The sequence below is a fragment of the Xanthomonas graminis pv. graminis genome (genome assembly GCF_030168915.1).
Classification (GTDB): Bacteria; Pseudomonadota; Gammaproteobacteria; order Xanthomonadales; family Xanthomonadaceae; genus Xanthomonas_A; species Xanthomonas_A translucens.
This window is the reverse complement of sequence record NZ_CP076255.1, coordinates 787,982-807,915: the sequence shown is the minus strand read 5'-3', so window position 1 is coordinate 807,915 and position 19,934 is coordinate 787,982. Positions and strand designations below refer to the sequence as shown.

Below are 19,934 nucleotides of genomic sequence, written 5' to 3'. Positions count from 1 at the left end.
TTCACCGGCGAATCGTGAAGGTGCATGCACTGAAGACGACGTGGCATGCCATTATGCGCGGGACTTGCGCCCTCACTACGATCCTGTTGGTGGAGGACGATCAAACGATTCGGGAATTGGCGGCGATGATGCTCGATGGCGATGGCTATCGGGTCCTGTCTGCCGGCACTGCGAACGAAGCACTCGCGCTGCTGGAGCGGCATCACGACGTGGACCTGATCTTCAGCGACGTGCAGATGCCCGGTTGCGACGGCATGACCATGGTCCGCGAACTGCGCCGCCGCCTGGTCACGATCCCCGCCCTGCTCACCTCGGGCATGAAGAACCCCGACACCGCGACGCTGCCGACGCATACCGGCTTCCTGTCCAAACCCTACAGCCATGCCGGCCTGCTGGCGGCGCTGCAACGGCTGCAACCGGTGCACTAGCGCACACTGCCGGCGCACGCCGCCGCCAACTCAGCCGAACACCAATTTTCCGTACTGCGCCGAACGGATCGCCGCCAGACGCTCGGCCACGAAGTGCTCGCCTGCACGCACGTCGCCGAAGTACACGCCGTCGAAGGCGTGCCGGCTGAGCACGGCGCCGTCCGCGCCCGAGATCCGGATCTGCGGCACCAGCACCCCGTCCGGCGCCGCGGCGAGCACCGCGTCCAGCACGAAGCCATCCAGCTCGCGTCGCATCCGTTGTGGCGATTGGTCCATTCCGGCATTGCAGCACAGGCCCGATGAAGACAGCACAACCTGCAAATTCGCGACGGCGGCGGCAGGCGACGGCGACATCGGAAACGAAGCTAAACGGTTCATCGGAGCGATCGCGTCTCGCCGCCTGGAATGCGGCGAAATCACTATGCGGCAACCCTGCGGGCGCAGTGTAGACAAGGCGCCACTTCACGTTGCTTTTATCGCTGCGTTCGTACATTACTTGACAGGCGTTGATCCGGTCGTTCAGTCCCATCTCTTTCGTCTCCGGTTTATTGGCTTTCGCGTCGCGCGCCCGCATGGACGCGCGATGGCAGTTGCTGTTGCGTGTCCCCCATGCCCCGTCCCCCCCTCCCCGACGGAACCGCCATGTCGCCCCCAACGCTCGCCGATCTGCCCGATAGACAACGCGATACCCATCCGGTCCTGCGCGCCCCGCGGCGGCGCCACCGCGATGCGCGCGGACGCTTCATCCGCCCTGCCGAAGTCACCGTCAAGCTGCAGCCGGCGCCGCACCGCGCCAGCCTGTTCGTGACCTCGGAGATGGCCGACTTCATCAAGGCCGGCGGCCTGGGCGACGTGGCCGCGGCATTGCCGCGCGCGCTGCGCGGCAGCTGCGACATCCGCGTGCTGATCCCCGGCTACCCGGCAGTGCTGCGCAAGACCGGGCCGCTGGAGATCGTCGGCCAGATCGCCGCCCACGCCGGCCTGCCGGCCTGCATGCTGGGCCGCGCAGACCGCCCCGACGGCCTGTGCGTGTACGTGCTGCTGTGCCCGCAGCTGTTCGAGCGCCAGGGTTCGCCGTACGTGACCAGCGACGGCCGCGACTGGGAAGACAACGCGCTGCGCTTCGCCACGCTGTCGCACGCCGCCGCGCAGATCGCCGGCGGCCGCGCCGGGCTGGACTGGCATCCGGACCTGCTGCACCTCAACGACTGGCCGTGTGCGCTGGCCGCCGCCTACGTGCGCTGGTCCGGCGGGCGCACGCCATGCCTGCTGACCATCCACAACCTGGCCTACCAGGGCCTGTTCCCGTACGCGATGGCCAACGCGCTGGGCATCCCCGACAACGGCCTGCAGGACCTGGAGTTCTACGGGCAGATGTCGTTCCTGCGCGCCGGCATCGTCCACGCCGACCACATCAACACGGTCAGCGTCAGCTACGCGGCGCAGATCACCGGCCCGGCGCAGGGCTGCGGCCTGGACACGCTGCTGGCCCGGCATGCCGCCAGCGGCCGCCTCAGCGGCATCGTCAACGGCATCGACCCCAGCTGGGACCCGCGTACCGACGATCACCTGCATACCCATTTCGGCATCGATCAGGTGCAGGGCAAGCGCGACAACGCCGGCCAGGTGCGCCGCGCGTTCGGCCTGCTCGACAGCGACGGCCCGCTGTTCGCGGTGGTGTCGCGGCTGGTGCACCAGAAAGGCCTGGACATGGTCTGCGAGGTGGCGCCGCAGATCGTCGCCGCCGGCGGCCAGATCGTGCTGATCGGCGGCGGCGAGCCGCAGATCGAGCAGGCGGTGGCGGCGCTGGCGCGGCGCTTCCCCGGCCATGTCGGCGCCCACATCGGCTTCGAGGAGCGGCTGGCGCGGCGCATGTTCGCCGGCTCGGATTTCCTGCTGATGCCCTCGCGCTTCGAACCGTGCGGGCTGAGCCAGATGTACGCGCAGCGCTTCGGCAGCCTGCCGATCGCGCACGCCACCGGCGGCCTGATCGATACCGTGGACGACGGCGTCACCGGCTTCCTGTTCGAGGAGCCGTCCGCCGATGGCCTGCGCCGCTGCCTGCAGCGGGTGTTCCGCACCTTCCGCCTGCCCGGCCTGCTGCAGGCGATGCGCCGCGCGGCGATGCTGCGGCCCAGCGGCTGGGACCTGGCCGGGCGCAAGTACATGGCCCTGTACGACCGCACTGCCCCGCTGTCGCCGGCGGTGGCATGAGCGAACGGGAACGGGCGCCGGACGCGATCCCGGTGTGGGACGCGCCGCTGGAAGCGGCGAACGACGAGCGCGAACGCCGCGCACTGCAGGCACTGGCCCGCGGCGAGGCGGTTGACGCGTTCGCCTGGCTGGGTCCGCACGCCGCCGCCGACGGCACACTCCGGGTCCGCGCGCTGGTGCCGGACGCCGACGCGCTGGGCCTGCTCGACGTCAGCGGCAAACTGGTGGCGCGGATGCGCGCGCACCCGGATGCCGAGGGCCTGTTCGAAGGGGAACTGAAGACCGCGATGGACTACCGGCTGCGCATCGTGTGGCCGGACGCCGTGCAGGAAATCGACGATCCCTATGCCTTCGGCCCGGTGCTGGACGAAGCCTGGCTGCAGGGCATGGCCGAAGGCGACGGCGCCGCGCTGCGCACCGCGCTGGGCGCGCACCACAGCCGCGTCGGCACGGTCGACGGGGTACGCTTCGCGGTGTGGGCGCCGCATGCGCGGCGGGTCGCGCTGGTCGGCGATTTCAATGGCTGGGACGGCCGCCGCCATCCGCTGCGTCTGCATCGCCAGGCCGGCGTCTGGGAACTGTTCGTGCCCGGGCTGCACGGCGGCGAGCACTACCAGTACGAGATCCTCGACGCGGACGGCACGCCGCTGCCGCGCAAGGCCGACCCGGTCGCCCGCCACAGCACGTGCGCGCCGGACACCGCCTCGGTGGTGCCTGGTGCCGCCGACTTCGCCTGGCACGACACGGCCTGGCTGGCGCAGCGCGAGGCGCGCGCCGGCGCCGCGCAGCCGATGAGCATCTACGAAGTGCATGCCGGCTCCTGGCGCCACGACGCGCACGGCCAGCCGCTGCAGTGGGATGCGCTGGCCGCGCAGCTGATCCCGTACGTGCGCGACCTGGGCTTCACCCATCTCGAACTGCTGCCGATCGCCGAATATCCGTTCGGCGGCTCCTGGGGCTACCAGCCGCTGGGCCTGTACGCGCCGACCGCGCGGCATGGCGACGCGGACGGCTTCGCGCGCTTCGTCGATGCCTGCCACCAGGCCGGGATCGGGGTGATCCTGGACTGGGTCGGCGCGCATTTCCCCGACGACGCGCATGGCCTGCAGCGCTTCGACGGCACCGCACTGTACGAGCACGCCGACCCGCGCGAAGGCGTGCATCGCGAGTGGAACACGCTGATCTACAACTACGGCCGCGCCGAGGTGGTCGCCTACCTGATCGGCAGCGCGCTGGAGTGGATCGAGCGCTTTCACGTCGATGGCCTGCGCGTGGATGCGGTGGCGGCAATGCTGTACCGCGACTACGGCCGCAACGAGGGCGAATGGGTACCCAACGCCCAGGGCGGGCGCGAAAACCTGGAGGCGATCGCGTTCCTGCGCCGGCTCAATGCCGAGATCGCGCAGCGCTTCCCCGGGGTGCGGGTGATGGCCGAGGAATCCACCGCCTGGCCGGGCGTGACCACACCGCTGGAGCAGGGCGGGCTGGGTTTCAGCCACAAATGGAACATGGGCTGGACCCACGACAAGCTGAGCTACATGCGGCGCGACCCCAGCCATCGCCAGCACCACCACAGCGAGATGAGCTTCGGCCTGGTGTATGCGTTCTCCGAGCACTTCGTGCTGCCGCTGTCGCACGACGAGGTCGCGCACGGCAAGGGCTCGCTGTTGGCGCAGATGCCCGGCGACAGCTGGCAACGCTTCGCCAACCTGCGCGCCTACCTGGCCTTCATGTGGGCGCACCCGGGACGCAAGCTGCTGTTCATGGGCGGCGAATTCGCGCAATGGCAGGACTGGGACCACGACCGCGCGCTGGACTGGGTGCAGGCGCAGCGCGCCGAGCACCGTGGCGTGGCGCGCCTGGTCGGCGACCTCAACCGCCAGCTGCGCGCGCAGCCGGCGCTGTACCGCAGCGACCGCGCCGCCGACGGCTTCGAATGGAGCGTGGCCGACGACCACCGCAACAGCGTGTTCGCCTTCGTGCGCCACGACCGCGCCGGCGGCGCGCCGCCGCTGCTGGCGGTGAGCAACTTCACCCCGGCCGTGCACCACGGCTACCGCCTAGGCGTGCCGCGCGGCGGGCAATGGCGCGAACTGCTCAACACCGACAGCGGCCATTACGGCGGTTCCAACCAGGGCAACGGCGGCGTCTTGCGCACCGCCGCGCAAGCGATGCACGGACACGCGCAATCGCTGGCGCTGACCCTGCCGCCGCTGTCCACCCTCTGGTTGCAAGCGGAGTATTGACGTGAACATCGCAACGAGCACGACCCCGACCGACGGCGCGGCAACCACGTCGCCCGCCGCACCGCGCCAGGGCGCCTGGCCCGCCGCCAATGGCGAGGTCGCGTTCGCGCTGTGGGCGCCGGACGCGCAGCGCGTGGAACTGGTGTTCGACGACGGCCGCCGGCAACCGCTGGCCGCGGCGGCGGACGGCTATTTCGCCGCGACCATCGCCTGCGCCGCCGGCACCCGCTACCGCTACGCGATCGACGGCGGCGAACCGGTGCCCGATCCCGCTTCGCGCTGGCAGCCCGACGGTGTGCATGGCGCCAGCGCGGTGCTGGCCAGCGACGGCTACCGCTGGCAGCACGACGCCTGGCACGGCCGGCCGTGGGCGGACACGGTGTTCTACGAACTTCATGTGGGCGCCTGCGGCGGCTACGCCGGGCTGCGCGCGCAGTTGCGGACGCTGGCGGCGCTGGGCGTCACCGCGATCGAACTGATGCCGCTGGCCGCCTTCCCCGGCCGCCACAACTGGGGCTACGACGGCGTACTGCCGTACGCGCCGGCCGCGGCCTACGGCCATCCCGACGAACTCAAGGCGCTGATCGACGAAGCCCATGGCCTGGGCCTGAGCGTGTTCCTGGACGTGGTCTACAACCACTTCGGCCCGGACGGCAACTACATCGGCCAGTATGCCTCGGCGTTCTTCCGCCAAGACGCGCCGACCCCGTGGGGCGCGGCGATCGACTTCCGGCTCGCACCGGTGCAGCGCTACTTCATCGACAACGCGCTGATGTGGCTGCACGAATACCGCTTCGACGGCCTGCGCCTGGACGCGGTGCACGCGATCGTGCCGAACGCGTTCCTGGACACGCTGCGCGAGGCGATCGCCGCCAGCGTGCCGGCCGGGCGCCACGTGCACCTGGTACTGGAAAACGAAGCCAACCAGGCCGGCGTGCTGGAGCGCGGCTACAGCGCGCAATGGGACGACGATTTCCACAACAGCCTGCACGTGCTGCTGACCGGCGAGAACGAGGGCTATTACGCCGGTTTCGCCGATGCGCCGGTGCAGCACCTGGCGCGGGTGCTGGGCGAAGGCTTCGCCTACCAGGGCCAGGCCGACCACCGCGGGCATGCGCGCGGCGAGCCGAGCGCGCAGCTGCCGCCGCACAAGTTCGTGATCTTCGCGCAGAACCACGACCAGATCGGCAACCGCGCTCGCGGCGACCGGCTGATCACCCAGGTGTCCGAACCGGCGCTGCGCGCGGCGCTGGCGCTGACCGCGCTGACCCCGATGATCCCGCTGTTCTTCATGGGCGAGCCGTGGGGCAGCCGCACCCCGTTCCTGTTCTTCACCGATTTCGCGCCGCCGCTGGACGAAGCCGTGCGCGAAGGCCGGCGCCGCGAGTTCGCGCATTTCGCCGCGTTCGCCGATCCGCAGCAGCGCGCGACCATTCCCGACCCGAACGCGCTGAGCACGTTCGAAGCGTCCATCGCCGACATCAGCGATGCCACCCACGGCGACGGCGCGCGCTGGCGCGACTGGTTCGTGGCGCTGCTGGCGCTGCGCCGCCAGCACCTGGTGCCGGCGTTGGCGCAGGCACGCGCGGTGGGCGCGCGCACGCTGGGGCCGAAGGCGGTGGCCGCGGGCTGGACCCTGGGCAACGGCGAATGGCACGTGGCCGCGAACTTCGGCGACACGCCGGTGGCGCTGGATCTGCCTGGCGCGACGGTGCATGCCGAAAACGCCGGCGACGACCCGGCGCAGCTGCCGCCGAACGCCTTCGTCGCCCGCTACCGAGCCGGTTCCGCAACGTGAGCGCGGGCTGTCGCGACGCCATCGCGACAGCGCTTCCGGCACGCTGCCCATCCCGTTCGTCGCCCGCGCGCGTGCGCCTGCCTGACGGCGACGCCGCGCGCGCGGCGACCGCTGTGCGTCCTTCTTTCCCCATTGCCGCGGCCCCGACTCGCTCATGACCGATACCCCCCTGCACACACTGGCGTCCGCCGCCGGCCTGCTGGTCGACTGGATCGACGCCTCCGACACGCCGCGCACGGTCGGCACCGACACGCTGCGCAGCGTGCTCGGCGCGCTCGGCCTGGACGCACACGACGACGCCGCCTGCCGCGACAGCCTGCGCCGGCTGCAGGCCAACGCCAACGTCGAAGCGTCGCTGCTGACCGCCGACCTCGGCATGCCGATCGACGCCGGCGGTACGCCCGGCGCGGCGTACCGGCTCGAACACGAAGACGGCGGCCGCCGCGACGGCCGCTTCGATGCGCAAGGCCGCGTCGCCGCGCTCGATCGCCATGGCTACTGGACCCTGCAGCATGGCGATCGCCACGCCACGCTGGCGCTGGCGCCGACGCGTTGCTACGGCGTGGCCGAGGCGGTCGGCGCGGACGCGCCGCGGCGCTGGGGCCTGTCGCTGCAGGTGTATTCGGCGCAAGGCGCGGGCGACGCCGGCATCGGCGATGCGGACGGCGTGGCCACCTGGGCCGGGCGCATCGCGCAGGCCGGCGGCGATGCCATCGCGCTGAGCCCGGTGCATGCGGCACGGCCGATCGGCACGCACTACAGCCCGTATTCGCCGGGCGACCGCCGTTTCCTGGATCCGCTGCAGGCCGCCCCGGCACGCGTGCTCGGCGCCGCCGCGGCGCAGCGCGCGCTGCAGGCGGCCGGGCTGGAACAGGCCTTCGCCGACGCACAGACGCGCACGCTGATCGACTGGCCCGCCTCGTCCGCGGCGAAGTGGCAGTGGCTGCGCCAGCTGCATGCCGATTTCGCCCGGGCCGACGCCGCCCTGCATGCGGATTTCGCCACCTTCCAACTGGCGCGCGGCGCCGCGCTGCGCGACTACGCCGCGTTCGCCGCGCGCGATTTCGGCGATGCCGATCCGGCCATGCACAGCTTCGCGCAGTGGCTGGCCGCGCGCAGCTGGGCCGGCGTGCAGCAGCAGGCGCGCGCTGCCGGCATGGGCATCGGCCTGATCGCCGACCTGGCGGTGGGCTTCGATCCCGGCGGCGCCGAGGCCGCGGCCTGGCCGCAGGCGGTGCTGGCCGGGCTGGAACTGGGCGCGCCGCCGGATGCGTTCAACGGCGACGGCCAGGCCTGGGGCATCGGCGGTTACTCGCCGGCCGGGCTGCGCGCCAGCGGCTTCGCGCCCTTCATCGAACTGCTGCGTGCGGTGATGCGCGACCGCGGCGGCGTGCGCATCGACCACATCCTCGGCCTGCTGCGGCTGTGGACGATCCCGCGCGGCGCCAGTTCCGCCGACGGCGTGTACCTGCGCTATCCGCTGCACGACCTGCTGCGCCTGCTGGCGCTGGAATCGTGGCGGCACCGCGCGATCGTGATCGGCGAAGACCTGGGCGTGGTGCCGGACGGCATCCGCGCCGAACTGTCGCAGCGCGGGGTGATGGGCATCGACGTGCTGCTGTTCACCCGCGACGCCAAGGGCGCGTTCCTGGCGCCGGCGCAATGGCGCGACGATGCCATCGCCACCACCACCACCCACGACCTGCCGACGCTGCGCGGCTGGCGCCGCGGCGAAGACATCGACTGGCGCCGCCGCCTGCAGCTGTCAGACGCCGCGCAGCAACGCGCCGACCATGCGACCCGCAGCGCCGACGTGGCGCGCATGGACGCCGCGGTCGCCGCAGCGCTGCCGCAGGCGCACGACCCGGAACTGGACGCGCTGCGCTTCGTCGCCGCCACGCCCTCGCCGCTGGCGCTGCTGCCGGCCGAGGACGCGCTGGGCCTGGACCAGCAACCCAATCTACCCGGCACCGTCGATGGCCACCCGAACTGGCGCCGGCGCTTGCCGGCGGCGGACACGGCGGCCGCCGGCGCGCCGCTCGCCACCCGCCTGCAGGCGTTCGCGCACGCGCGCCGCAACGCCTGCCCCGCGCAAGGAACCGACGCATGAGCTTCACCCCGCTGCGCGCCACCGCCCGCCTGCAAGTGCACGCCGGATTCACCCTGCTCGACGCCGCCGCGCAGGTGCCGTACTACGCCAGCCTGGGCATCAGCCATCTGTACCTGTCGCCGATCGGCATGGCCGTGCCCGGCTCCACCCACGGCTACGACGTCACCGATCCGCGCCAGGTCAATCCCGAACTCGGCGGCGAACCGGCACTGCTGGACCTGTCCGCGCGCGTGCGCGCGCACGGCATGGGCCTGATCCTGGACATCGTGCCCAACCACATGGCCGCGCACGCGGCCAATCCCTGGTGGTGGGACGTGCTCAAGCATGGCCGGCGCAGCCGCCACGCCGGCTGGTTCGACATCGACTGGCGCGCGCCCGGCCGCGACGGCAAGCTGTGGCTGCCGGTGCTGGACCGCGCCTACGCGCAGGCGCTGAGCGAAGGCGCGCTGCAACTGTGCGTGGCCGAGGACGGCGAGGTGCAGCTGGCACACCACGACCAGCGCTTCCCGATCCGCCTGGAAGGCGCCGTGGCCCAGGATCCGCCGGCCGCGCGCCAGGCCTGGGCGGCGCGGCTCAACGACGCCGCGCGGCTGGGCGACGACGCCCTGCATCGGCTGCTCGAACGCCAGTGCTACCGGCTGGCCTGGTGGCGGGTCGGCAACGACATGCTCAACTACCGCCGCTTCTTCGACATCACCTCGCTGGCGGCGCTGCGCGTGGAGCAGAACGAGGTATTCGCCGCGGTGCACGAACTGCCGCTGCGGCTGGTCGCCGAAGGCCATCTCGACGGCGTGCGCGTGGACCACGTCGATGGCCTGGCCGATCCCACCGGCTACGTGCAGCGGCTGCGCGCGCAGCTGGACCGCGCCGGGCGCCGCCGCGGCATCGCCGCCGGCGGCATCGCGCTGTACATCGAGAAGATCCTGGCGCCGCAGGAAACCCTGCGCAGCGACTGGCCGTGCGACGGCAGCACCGGCTACGACTTCATGGACCAGGTCGCCGGGGTACTGCACGACCCGGCCGGCGCCGCGCCGCTGACCGCGCTGTGGCGCCGCTACAGCGGCCGCAGCGGCGACTTCGGCCAGGAACAGCGCGCCGCGCGCGACGAGATCCTGCAAGGCTCGCTGCAGACCGAGTTCGTGCGCACCGTGCAGGCGCTGGCCGCCGCCGCGCACCTGGACCCGGCCACCCGCGAGTTCAGCCCGCAGATGCTGGCGCAGGGCCTGATGGCGCTGCTGCGGCAGTTCGAGGTGTACCGCACCTACGCCGGGCCCGATGGCCTGGACCAGGCCGATGCGGCGCGCCTGGCGCAGGCCGCGCAGCACGCGCGCGCCGGCGCCGAGCCGCGGGTGTGCGCGGCGATCGACGCGATCGAGCGCTGGAGCCGCGACGGCCGCGGCACCGGCAAGGCGCAGATCGCCCTGCGGCGCATCGTGCGCCGGCGCATCGAGCAGCTGTCGGCGCCGCTCAACGCCAAGTCGGTCGAGGACACCGCGTTCTACCGCCACGGCGTGCTGCTGTCGCGCAACGAGGTCGGCAGCGACCCGGACGTGTTCGCGCTGGCGCCGGACGCGTTCCACGCCGCCAACGCCGCGCGTGCGCAACACCACCCGCGCGCGCTGCTGGCCACCGCCACCCACGACCACAAGCGCGGCGAAGATGTGCGCATGCGCCTGGCCGCGCTCAGCGCGCAGGCGCCGTGGTGGGCCGACCAGGTGGCGCGCTTCCAGGCCTTGTCCGCCGACCTGCTGCCGGCCGGCAGCGCCGCGCCGTTGCCCGGCGACGTGCTGATGCTGTGGCAGATGCTGGTCGCCGCCTGGCCGCTGGAACTGGCCAGCGACGACGCCGCCGGCCTGGCCGACTACGCCGCGCGCATCGGCGCCTGGCAGCTGAAGGCCGCCCGCGAGGCCAAGCTGCGCACCTACTGGACCTGGCCGAACGACGCCTACGAACGCGGCGCGCGCGCACTGCTGGACGCGGCGATGCTGGCGCCGGCCGGCGCGCCGCTGCGCGAGGCGCTGGCGCAGGCCGCGGCCGCGCTGGCTCCGGCCGGCGCGCTCAACAGCCTGGTGCAGACCACGCTGCGGCTGAGCGTGCCGGGCGTGCCCGACCTGTACCAGGGCAGCGAAGGCTGGGACCTGTCGCTGGTCGATCCGGACAACCGCCGGCCGGTGGACTACGCGCTGCGCCAGGTCTGGCTGGACGACGCCAGCGCAGCGTCGGCGCTGCTGCGCGACTGGCACAGCGGCCATATCAAGGCCTGGTTGACCGCGCAGTTGCTGCAGCTGCGCGGCGCGCATCCGGCGCTGTTCGCGCATGGCGGCTATCGCCCGCTGCAGGCGCAAGGTCCGCACGCGCAGTATGTGCTCGGCTTCGCGCGCGAACATGCGGGCAAGACCCTGCTGGTGGTGGTGCCGCGCCTGACTGCCGCGGCGCAACCGCTGGATGCGGCGGCGCCGCTGCGCGGGCAGCTGAATTGGCATAACACCTTTCTGACGTTGCCCGCGGCACAGTACCGGCACGTGCTGAGCGGGCGCGACCTCGCGGTATCGGCCTCGATGCCGGTGGCCGACCTGCTCGCCGAGTTCCCGGTGGCCGTGCTGACCGCCGTTCCCTGACATGCCGGTGGCCGTGCAGGCCACCTTCCCCTGACAAGATCGCCATGGACGCAGAAACACGCCAGCGCCGCATCCAACAACTCGCACACGCAATCTGGGAAGCCGAAGGCCGGCCCGACGGCCGCGCCGCCCGCCATTGGGCCATGGCCGAACGCCTGGTCGACGCCGAAGCCCGCGCCGACCCGCAAGACCACTCGCTTTCCCCGGCCGGCAACGGCCCCGCCACGTCGTAAGGATTCTGCATGCCGCTTCGCAAGCTCGCCCGCCGCTCCCGCATCCGCGAAGGCCGCTCGTTTCCGCTGGGCGCCACCTGGGACGGCCTGGGCGTGAATTTCGCGCTGTACTCGACCAATGCCACCAAGGTCGAGCTGTGCCTGTTCGACGAACGCGGCCGCGAGGTCGAGCGCATCGTGCTGCCCGAGTACACCGACGAAATCTGGCACGGCTACCTGCCCGACGCGCGCCCCGGCCAGCTGTACGGCTACCGCGTGTACGGTCCGTACGCGCCCGACGCCGGGCACCGCTTCAATCCCAACAAGCTGCTGCTCGATCCCTACGCCAAGCAACTGGTCGGCGAACTGAAATGGGCGCCCGCCCTGTTCGGCTACACCATCGGCCACAAGGACGCGGACCTGAGTTTCGACCGCCGCGACAGCGCCGCCTACGTGCCCAAGTGCGCGGTGATCGATCCGGCCTTCACCTGGGGCAAGGACCAGCGCCTGCAGACGCCATGGGACCGCACGGTGATCTACGAGACCCACGTGCGCGGCACCACCATGCGCCATCCGTCGGTGCCCGAGGCCTGGCGCGGCACCTTCTCCGGGCTCAAGGTGGACGAGGTGGTGGAGCACATCAAGCGGCTCGGCATGACCGCGGTGGAACTGCTGCCGGTGCATGCCTTCGTCGACGACGAATACCTGCTCAAGCAGGGCCTGCGCAACTACTGGGGCTACAACACCATCGGCTTCTTCGCGCCGCAGCCGCGCTACATGGCCACCCGCACCGTGGCCGAGTTCAAGCAGATGGTGGCGCGGCTGCACCATGCCGGGCTGGAAGTGATCCTGGACGTGGTCTACAACCACACCGCCGAAGGCAACGAACTGGGGCCGACGCTGTCGTTCAAGGGCATCGACAACGCCAGCTACTACCGCCTGGCCGAGAACCGCCGTTTCTACATCAACGACACCGGCACCGGCAACACCTTCGACCTGACCAATGCCGGCGCGCTGCGCATGGTCAACGACTCGCTGCGCTACTGGGTGTCGGAGATGCACGTGGACGGGTTCCGCTTCGACCTGGCCACCATCCTCGGCCGCGAGCACCACGGCTTCGACCCCAAGGGCGGTTTTCTGGACGCCTGCCGCCAGGATCCGTTGCTGAGCCAGGTCAAGCTGATCGCCGAACCGTGGGACGTGGGGCCTGGCGGCTACCAGGTCGGCGGCTTCCCACCAGGCTGGTCGGAATGGAACGACAAGTTCCGCGACAACGTGCGCGCGTTCTGGCGCGGCGACGAAGGCCAGCTGGCAGAACTGGCCACGCGCCTGACCGGCTCGGCCGACCTGTTCAACCACCGCGGCCGTCGCCCCACCGCCTCGGTCAACTTCGTCACCGCCCACGACGGCTTCACCCTGCACGACCTGGTCAGCTACGAACACAAGCACAACCAGGCCAACGGCGAAGACAACCGCGACGGCTCGGACAACAACATCTCCGCCAACTACGGCGTGGAAGGCGAGAGCGACGACGAGCAGATCAACGCGCTGCGCCTGCGGCAGATGCGCAACATGCTGGCCACGCTGCTGCTGTCGCAAGGCACGCCGATGCTGCTGGCCGGCGACGAGTTCGGGCGCAGCAAGGGCGGCAACAACAACACCTACTGCCAGGACAACGACCTGACCTGGCTGAACTGGGAAAGCGGCGAGCGCGCGCAGCGGCTGACCGCGTTCGTGACGCGCCTGACCCACCTGCGCGCGCACTACCCGCTGCTGCACCGCGCACGCTTCTTCGACGGCGTCTACGACGAAGAACTGGGTATCAAGGACGTGAGCTGGCTGGCGCCGGACGGCGAGGAGATGAACGAAGCGTCCTGGCACGACCCGCACGCACGCGCGCTGATGATGCGCCTGGACGGCAAAGCGCCGTCCAGTGGCCTGCGCCAGGCGGCCTCGAACGTGACCTTGCTGATGATCGTCAACGGCGCCACCGAGGACGTGACCTTCACTCTGCCGATGGTCGAAGGCGAGCACTGGCGCGTGCTGATCGACACCGCCGAACGCGATCACGAACACGGCCTGCCCGGCGGCTCGCAATGGCATGGCATCTGCCGTTCGTTGACCCTGTTGGCCGCCGAGCGCGACGGCAAAGTCGCCGCGTCCCAACACCAGAATGCGGCGCCGCCGGCACCGGCGGCATAACGCGAAGCGGTAGCAGACAGCGGCCCGGATCGATTGCTGGGCCGCTCCCGCACAGACAAGCCCGCCTGTGTAGGAGCGTCTTCAGCCGCGACCGCATCCGCGGCCGGCGCCCCATCCGGATTCAAGATGTCGCGATGGCTCAGGGTCATCGACTTCGGGACGTTACGCGATGCCGAGACATTTCCACTGCGTTCGTCGCGGCTGAAGCCGCTGCTACACAGGATTGCGGCATGTTGCATGCATGCACTGTAGGAGCGGCTTCAGCCGCGACGGTGTCCGCCGTCATTGGCCCATCCGGATTCAAGATGTCGCGATAACTCGGGGCCATCGACTTCGGAGCGTTACGCGATGACCAGAGGCTGCGACTTCGCTCGTCGCGGCTGAAGCCGCTCCTACAGGGACCGCGGGCGAATTTCCGCTGCCGATGCTGTCGTTTGTGGGAGCATGGCGTTGCTCGGATTGACTCCAATAGCGCGCCTGGCGCAGCTGCCCGATCGGCTTTTCGGTATCGTTGACCCGCAGGACGCGCCACATTCGGGCCTGGCTGACGGACGTTGGCCGATCCGCACACCTGCGTCCGCCGCGCGCCGTCCCCCACCCCGCAGGAGTCCGCATGCCGCTGTATCCCTTGTTCGCCGATCTGGGCGGGCGCCGCGTGCTGGTGGTCGGCGGCGGCGAGGTGGCGATGCGCAAGATCGAGGCGCTGCTGCACGCCGGCGCGCAGGTGCTGGTGTATGCGCACGCGCTCAACGCCACGGTGGCGCAGTGGCTGGCGCAGGGCCGGCTGCAGCGGGTCGATGGCCAGTTCGATCCGCAATGGCTGGACGACGCCTGGCTGGTGGTCGCGGCCACCGACGACAACGCCTTCAACCGCGAACTCGCCGCGCAGGCCGGGCAACGCCGCAAGCTGGTCAACGTGGTCGACGACGCCGAGCTGTCCACGTTCCAGGTACCGGCGATCATCGACCGCGATCCGCTGCTGGTGGCGATCTCCTCCAGCGGCGCGGCGCCGATGCTGGCGCGACGCCTGCGCGAGCGCTGGGAGACCGAGCTGGACCATTCCTATGCGCAGCTGGCGCAGCTGTTCGCGCGCCACCGCGAGGCGATCCGCGCGCGCCTGCCGCAGCTGGCGCAGCGCCGGCGCTGGTTCGAACAGGTGCTGGAAGGGCCGGTGCAGGTGCTGCTGCAGAGCGGGCAAACGCAGGCCGCCGAGCAGGCATTCCATGACGCCCTGCAGCGCAGCGAGCAGGATGTGCCGCGCCGCGGCAGCGTGTGGCTGGTCGGCACCGGCAACGGCGATCCTGGCGCGCTGACGCTGAAGGCACTGCGTGCGTTGAACCAGGCCGATCTGTTGCTGTGCGATCCGGCAGTGGACGCCGCGGTGCTGGGCCTGGCGCGCCGCGATGCGACGCGGCAACCGCTGCCGGCCGACCCCGCCGCGCATCTGGCGTTGCTGATCGAGCAGGTGCAGGCCGGGCAGCGCGTGGTCAGCCTGAAACCGGGCGATGCGTTCCGGCAGCTGCCGCATGCGCAGCTGGCCATGCAACTGGCCGCTGCCGGCATCGCCTGCGATGTGGTCCCGGGCGTGGCATCGGCCTGATCAGCGCAGCGCGGTCGCGGCAGCGATTCAAGCCGGCGTCGGCGCCACCACCACCTCCGCCGTCGGCACCCCGGCCACCTGCAGCAACTGCTTGCGAAAGCCCAACCACAGCGCCAGCGACAGCAGCGAGATGCCGCCGAGCAGCAGGAACGCGGCACGGTAGCCGAAGTCCTGCGCGATCCAGCCGCCCAGCGCCGGACTCAGCGCCGCGCCGATGCCCTGCACCGTCATCACCGCGCCCTGGCCGACGTTGACCCGGCCGGTGCCCTGCAGCAGCCGCGCCACCAACGCCGGCACCACCACGCTCTGCAGGCCGGCGCCGACGCCGTCGAGGATCTGCACCGGGAACACGCCCCAGGCATGGATCAGGCTGGCCGCGATCAGGCCGCGCAGCGGCAGCGCCAGGAAGGTCAGCAGCATCACCCACCAATGCCCGCGCACGCGGATCAGGCGCATCGCCAGCAGCGAGGCCACCACCATGGTCGCCTGCGCGACGATGATCGTGGTCGCGGTCAGCGCACTGGGATCGCTCTGGTGTGCGGCGACCACGGCCATGCCGTACAGCGGCAGCATCGCCGCATTGCCCAGGTGGAACAGCGCAAGCGCCAAGGCCAGCACCAGCAGCGGCTTGCAGGTCAGCAGCACCGACCAGCCGCTGGCGTGGTCCGCGCCGTGCGCGCCGGTCTCGGCCAGGCCGCGTGCGGCGCGATGGTCGATCGCATCGCGCGGGATCAGCAGCACCGAGGCGATCGCCAGCACGCCGAAGCATCCGGTCAGCGCGAACACCGCGCCGAAGCCGAATTTCCAGCCGAGCAGGCCGGCCAGCGCCGCCGCGACCACGTTGCCGGCATGGCTGCCGACCTGGTTGCGCGCGATCTGGTGATCGAAACCGGCCTGCCGCACCAGGCCAAGGGTGATGCCCGACAGCGCCGGGCCCAGCGCCGCGGCGGCGAGCGCGGTCATCACCTGCGCGGTCACCACGCCGGCGAAGCTCGGCGCCCACCACAGCAGCGCCGAGGCCAGCAGGATCAACGTGCAGCCGACCACCACGATGCTGCGCTTGCGCCTGGTCGCATCGACCAGCGCGCCGCCCGGGGTGGTGGCGAGCATGCCGGCGATGCCGCCGATGCTCATCACCGAGCCGATCGCCGCCAGCGACCAGCCCTTGGATTGCAGGAACACGCTCAGGAACGGACCGAGCCCGTCCTGCACGTCGGCCAGGGTGAAGTTCAGCGCTTCCAGCGCGCGCGTGCCGCGCGGGCGGGCGCTCGGCGCGGCAGCCGGCGGCGCGCTCATCGCCGCACCGCCGCGCGGGCGGAAGCACGCGGGAAACCGTAGCGAGGCGCACAGCGAATAAGCGACATGGCGAGGTCCTGAAAGCGCCGCCGCGGACACCGCGACGGATGCGAAAAGATACGCGACACAGGGGCCGTCGCGTCACCGCGACCGCCCCCGCGCTGCCCGGTTCAGTGCTTGGGTTTGGGCTTGGGCTTGTCCGCGGCGTGCGGCTTGGGCGGATGCGGCTTGGGCGCGATCGGCTGCAACGCCGACGCTTTCGCGCCCAGTGCCTGCGCGTGGATCACCGTGCCGTGCGGCGAGACCAGCGCGTGGCCTTCCACCGCCAGCGGCTTGCCCACCGCCAACCATTTCGCCAGGGGCGTGGCGGCATGCGGCGGGAAGCGCACGGTGCTGTCGTCTTCGAGCAGCGCGCCGTGCACCTGACCGTGCGGGCCATGCAGCAGCCGCGCGACGACACCGCTGTGCTGGATCTTGGCCGGCTTTGCGTGCTTCTCGGGTTTTGCAGATGTCTCCGGCTGCTTGGCCGGCTTGTGTTCGCCGTGCGGCCCATGCGGCCCGCGGTCGGCGATGCGCTTGCCGCCGTCGGGGTCGATCGCCAGCGCGACCAGCATGTCCACGCCGTAGGGCTTGAGGCCACGCACGCCGAGCGCGATGCCCGGCTTGAGCGCTTTCAGCAACTGCGCCGACAGGTGCGGCGCGGTGTGCACCTCGGTGCCGTCGTCGAGCAACAGGCCATCGACCTCGGCCTTGGGATTGAGCAGGAAGCGGGCGAGCGTGCCGCGGGTTTCGGGCAGGTAATCGGGATCGACCCAATGCATAGCGTTACTCCAAAGAAAGGGGGTACCGGCGTCGCGCCGGTAGCGGCGCCCGCCGCGGCAGGCGGGCGCCGGAGTTACAGGGCCGGCCGACTCAGCGCGGCGCGGGCGGCGGCACCGGCGGCGCAGCAGGCGCGGCAGGCGCGGCAGGCGCAGCGGGACTGCCAGGCGGCGGCGGCGGGACCGGCGGTGCGGGCGGTGCGAACAGGGTGCGCTGCGAGGCGCGGTCGCGGCCGAGCTGGGTCGCTTCCAGCGAGCGGCCGGCTGCGGTGACCACACCGAAACCGCTGACGCTCAGCGGCGCGCCGACGCGCAGCAGCGTGGCGTATTGCAGGGCCACGTGCGGCGGCATCCGCACCACGGTGCCGTCGCTGAGCAGCACCCCGGCGGTGTCGCCGCCGGGACCGTAGACCAGGCGTTCGATGCGGCCTTCGGCCCGCATCGGATTCAACGCGGGCGGGGTCGGCGGCGCGGGCGGGCCGGCCAGCGGGTTCGGCGGGCGGTCCACCACCTGCTTGCCGCTGCGCCGTGCGCTGATCGCACTGGCCTGCAGCAGCGGCAGCGTGCCCAGGCGATAGCCCTGCACGGTCACCGCATCGCCGCGGCGCACCGCGGCCTGCAGGTCGGCCGACAGGTGCGGCGGGAAGCCGACCTGGGTGCCGTCGCGCAGCCACAGCCCATCGACGTCGCCGTTGGGATTGAGCATGAAGCGGTCGACCGTGCCTTCCAGACTGACCGGCGTGGCGGCAACCGGCGGCGGCGGCGCGGGAGGCGCAGGCGGAGCGGGCGGCGGCGCGATACCGGCCGCGGCGGCGGCAGGGGGGGCGGGCGGAGCCGGCACCTGCGCGGCGGCAGTGGCGGTGGCGATGGCCAGCGAGAAAGCGAGTGCGCTACGACGGATCATCGGAAGTTCTCCAGGGCGGCGAGGGGGCCGCCTGTGCAGATGTCAAAGCAGCATCCGTGCCAAGTTTCAAGTATTTGATTCTGAAAGGTATAATGCAGGCGAACGGCCACCGGGGGTGTCTGCGCTTCATCCACTATTGTCCGCTTTGCGGACAGCTGTGGTGACTGCCAGCGGACGCTTGGGGGTGTTGTTCATTCGCTGCTCTGCTGGTCGCGGCTTTGGGGAAGCGCGTCCGGCGGATTGGGGGTTCGGTTTGGCGGGCGCGTTGCGGGGAGTGGGTGTCGCGGCTGAAGCCGCTTGTGTCTGGAGATTGCTCTACAGTTTGAGTGGAGAGCGATGTGCGGCACGCCGACAGGCCGTAGTGTTCAAGCACGTGTAGGAGCCAGGGCGGCCGCACATCGACCTCGTTGCCTAGCCCGAACAGTTGAACGAGCGTTCGCTCGAACTTCACAAGCGTGGGCAGCGACGAGGTGGCTCTCTCCTGTCCCCCAGTCTACCTAACGCTTATGCCTCTTTGGATCGGTATCGATGTGGCCAAGGACACCTTGGCCGTCCACGTGCTTCCCCTGGACCAGTTGCTGTCCTTTCCCAATACCGCCCAGGGCCACCAGCGCCTGTGCGACCACCTTGCCGGGCACTGCGTCGGCAACGCGCTGCTGGAGGCCACCGGCGGCTACGAACGGGCGGTGATGACGGCACTGGCCACGGCAGGGATCCCGGTGACCCGGATCAATCCGCGCCGGGCACGCGCTTTCGCCACGGCCTTGGGCACAACCGCCAAGACCGATCCGCTGGATGCGGCCTTGCTGGCGCGCATGGCTCACCTGGTGCAAGCGCCCGCGCCGGCTCCCGATCCCTTGCGTGAGCAACTGCGCATGCTGGTCCAGCGCCGCGAGCAACTGGTCCAGCAACGTGACGACGAGCGCCGTCGCTTGCATCAGGCGACCCTGGCCATGGTGCGCGCGTGCCTGATCGAGCAGATCGGCGACGTGCGCCGCCGTATCCAGCGGATGAACCAGGCGATCAAGCAGGTGCGGTGCCAGCTCGACGATGCGCTGGCGCACGCCCTGGGCACGGTCCCGGGCATCGGCGAGGTCACCACCGCCAGCCTGATGGCCTATCTGCCCGAACTGGGGACGCTGGATCGTCGCCAGATCGCGGCCCTGGTCGGCCTGGCTCCCTACAACGTGGACAGCGGGCAGCACTGCGGCAAACGCCGCATCCGCGGCGGGCGTGCCACGATCCGACGAGTGCTGTACATGGCCTGTTGGAGCGTTGTGCGCACTCAAGCCTCCTTCAAGGAGCGTTATCAACAGTTACGGGCACGCGGCAAGCCCGCCAAGGTCGCCATCACCGCATGCATGCGCGTGCTGCTTATCCGACTCAACGCCATGGCACGAGATCGCACACCATGGCGTGAGGTTATCGGATGAGAAGACAGTTGCTCCTACAGGGACTTGCGGTAACCCTGCTGAGTGCGCTGTGGGA

14 protein-coding genes are annotated in these 19,934 nt (G+C 71.0%); 10 read left to right on the top strand and 4 right to left on the bottom strand.

Translation table 11 applies throughout. The features are described from left to right. Positions 1–14: 14 nt before the first annotated feature. A complete protein-coding gene (locus KHF85_RS03450; RefSeq protein ID WP_284568542.1) occupies positions 15–428 on the top strand; it encodes a response regulator in 414 nt (137 codons plus the stop codon). Positions 429–458: 30 nt separating this feature from the next. Here the strand turns inward: KHF85_RS03450 and KHF85_RS03445 are convergent, their stop codons facing one another. Further along, the gene (locus KHF85_RS03445) at positions 459–806 is read right to left on the bottom strand and encodes a hypothetical protein (protein ID WP_284568541.1); all 348 of its coding nucleotides are present in this window, start codon (positions 804–806) and stop codon (positions 459–461) included. A gap of 264 nt (positions 807–1,070) precedes the next feature. Between KHF85_RS03445 and glgA the strand changes: the two genes are divergently transcribed. The 8 genes from glgA (at position 1,071) to KHF85_RS03405 (ending at position 15,428) form a co-directional block, all read left to right on the top strand. Beyond that, positions 1,071–2,642: a glycogen synthase GlgA gene (gene glgA / locus KHF85_RS03440; RefSeq protein WP_284568540.1), complete on the top strand. Its 1,572-nt coding sequence runs from the start codon at positions 1,071–1,073 to the stop codon at positions 2,640–2,642. Continuing rightward, positions 2,639–4,888: a 1,4-alpha-glucan branching enzyme gene (locus KHF85_RS03435; RefSeq protein ID WP_284568539.1), complete on the top strand. Its 2,250-nt coding sequence runs from the start codon at positions 2,639–2,641 to the stop codon at positions 4,886–4,888. Before glgA ends, KHF85_RS03435 begins: the two co-directional genes overlap by 4 nt. A gap of 1 nt (position 4,889) precedes the next feature. Continuing rightward, positions 4,890–6,686 carry a malto-oligosyltrehalose trehalohydrolase gene (treZ, locus tag KHF85_RS03430; protein ID WP_284568538.1) on the top strand — a complete coding sequence of 599 codons (1,797 nt, stop codon included), beginning with the start codon at positions 4,890–4,892 and terminating at the stop codon, positions 6,684–6,686. A 154-nt stretch (positions 6,687–6,840) separates the two neighbouring features. Then, the gene (gene malQ / locus KHF85_RS03425; protein WP_284568537.1) at positions 6,841–8,796 is read left to right on the top strand and encodes a 4-alpha-glucanotransferase; all 1,956 of its coding nucleotides are present in this window, start codon (positions 6,841–6,843) and stop codon (positions 8,794–8,796) included. Beyond that, positions 8,793–11,414 (top strand): malto-oligosyltrehalose synthase, encoded by a 2,622-nt coding sequence (gene treY, locus KHF85_RS03420; RefSeq protein ID WP_284568536.1) that lies wholly within the window; start codon positions 8,793–8,795, stop codon positions 11,412–11,414. The genes malQ and treY overlap by 4 nt, the downstream gene beginning before the upstream one ends. Before the next feature lie 44 nt (positions 11,415–11,458). After that, the gene (locus KHF85_RS03415; RefSeq protein WP_003477953.1) at positions 11,459–11,647 is read left to right on the top strand and encodes a DUF2934 domain-containing protein; all 189 of its coding nucleotides are present in this window, start codon (positions 11,459–11,461) and stop codon (positions 11,645–11,647) included. A 9-nt stretch (positions 11,648–11,656) separates the two neighbouring features. Continuing rightward, positions 11,657–13,828, top strand: coding sequence for a glycogen debranching protein GlgX (gene glgX, locus KHF85_RS03410; protein ID WP_284568535.1), 2,172 nt, complete (start codon positions 11,657–11,659; stop codon positions 13,826–13,828). A 613-nt stretch (positions 13,829–14,441) separates the two neighbouring features. Continuing rightward, complete coding sequence (locus KHF85_RS03405) at positions 14,442–15,428, top strand: NAD(P)-dependent oxidoreductase (protein WP_284568534.1); 987 nt, start codon at positions 14,442–14,444, stop codon at positions 15,426–15,428. A 27-nt stretch (positions 15,429–15,455) separates the two neighbouring features. Here the strand turns inward: KHF85_RS03405 and KHF85_RS03400 are convergent, their stop codons facing one another. The 3 genes from KHF85_RS03400 to KHF85_RS03390 all read right to left on the bottom strand — a co-directional run bounded on the left by KHF85_RS03400 (position 15,456) and on the right by KHF85_RS03390 (position 18,446). After that, positions 15,456–16,724, bottom strand: a complete 1,269-nt coding sequence (locus tag KHF85_RS03400) for an MFS transporter (RefSeq protein ID WP_284568533.1) — start codon at positions 16,722–16,724, stop codon at positions 15,456–15,458. A gap of 170 nt (positions 16,725–16,894) precedes the next feature. Continuing rightward, the gene (locus KHF85_RS03395) at positions 16,895–17,545 is read right to left on the bottom strand and encodes a hypothetical protein (RefSeq protein ID WP_284568532.1); all 651 of its coding nucleotides are present in this window, start codon (positions 17,543–17,545) and stop codon (positions 16,895–16,897) included. Positions 17,546–17,636: 91 nt separating this feature from the next. Beyond that, positions 17,637–18,446: a hypothetical protein gene (locus KHF85_RS03390; RefSeq protein WP_284568531.1), complete on the bottom strand. Its 810-nt coding sequence runs from the start codon at positions 18,444–18,446 to the stop codon at positions 17,637–17,639. 506 nt (positions 18,447–18,952) lie between these two features. On the opposite strand from KHF85_RS03390, the gene KHF85_RS03385 reads away from it, so the two are divergent. Then, entirely contained in the window at positions 18,953–19,879 is a 927-nt protein-coding gene (locus KHF85_RS03385; protein ID WP_284566813.1) for an IS110 family RNA-guided transposase, read from the top strand. Positions 19,880–19,934 lie beyond the last annotated feature (55 nt).

Excerpts from the sequence above, each read along its gene's own strand:
- KHF85_RS03445 (WP_284568541.1), bottom strand. The coding sequence starts at position 806 with ATGAACCGTTTAGCTTCGTTTCCGATGTCGCCGTCGCCTGCCGCCGCC.
- glgA (WP_284568540.1), top strand. The coding sequence starts at position 1,071 with ATGTCGCCCCCAACGCTCGCCGATCTGCCCGATAGACAACGCGATACC.
- KHF85_RS03435 (WP_284568539.1), top strand. The coding sequence starts at position 2,639 with ATGAGCGAACGGGAACGGGCGCCGGACGCGATCCCGGTGTGGGACGCG.
- malQ (WP_284568537.1), top strand. The coding sequence starts at position 6,841 with ATGACCGATACCCCCCTGCACACACTGGCGTCCGCCGCCGGCCTGCTG.
- treY (WP_284568536.1), top strand. The coding sequence starts at position 8,793 with ATGAGCTTCACCCCGCTGCGCGCCACCGCCCGCCTGCAAGTGCACGCC.
- KHF85_RS03415 (WP_003477953.1), top strand. The coding sequence starts at position 11,459 with ATGGACGCAGAAACACGCCAGCGCCGCATCCAACAACTCGCACACGCA.
- glgX (WP_284568535.1), top strand. The coding sequence starts at position 11,657 with ATGCCGCTTCGCAAGCTCGCCCGCCGCTCCCGCATCCGCGAAGGCCGC.
- KHF85_RS03405 (WP_284568534.1), top strand. The coding sequence starts at position 14,442 with ATGCCGCTGTATCCCTTGTTCGCCGATCTGGGCGGGCGCCGCGTGCTG.
- KHF85_RS03400 (WP_284568533.1), bottom strand. The coding sequence starts at position 16,724 with ATGAGCGCGCCGCCGGCTGCCGCGCCGAGCGCCCGCCCGCGCGGCACG.
- KHF85_RS03395 (WP_284568532.1), bottom strand. The coding sequence starts at position 17,545 with ATGCATTGGGTCGATCCCGATTACCTGCCCGAAACCCGCGGCACGCTC.
- KHF85_RS03390 (WP_284568531.1), bottom strand. The coding sequence starts at position 18,446 with ATGATCCGTCGTAGCGCACTCGCTTTCTCGCTGGCCATCGCCACCGCC.
- KHF85_RS03385 (WP_284566813.1), top strand. The coding sequence starts at position 18,953 with ATGCCTCTTTGGATCGGTATCGATGTGGCCAAGGACACCTTGGCCGTC.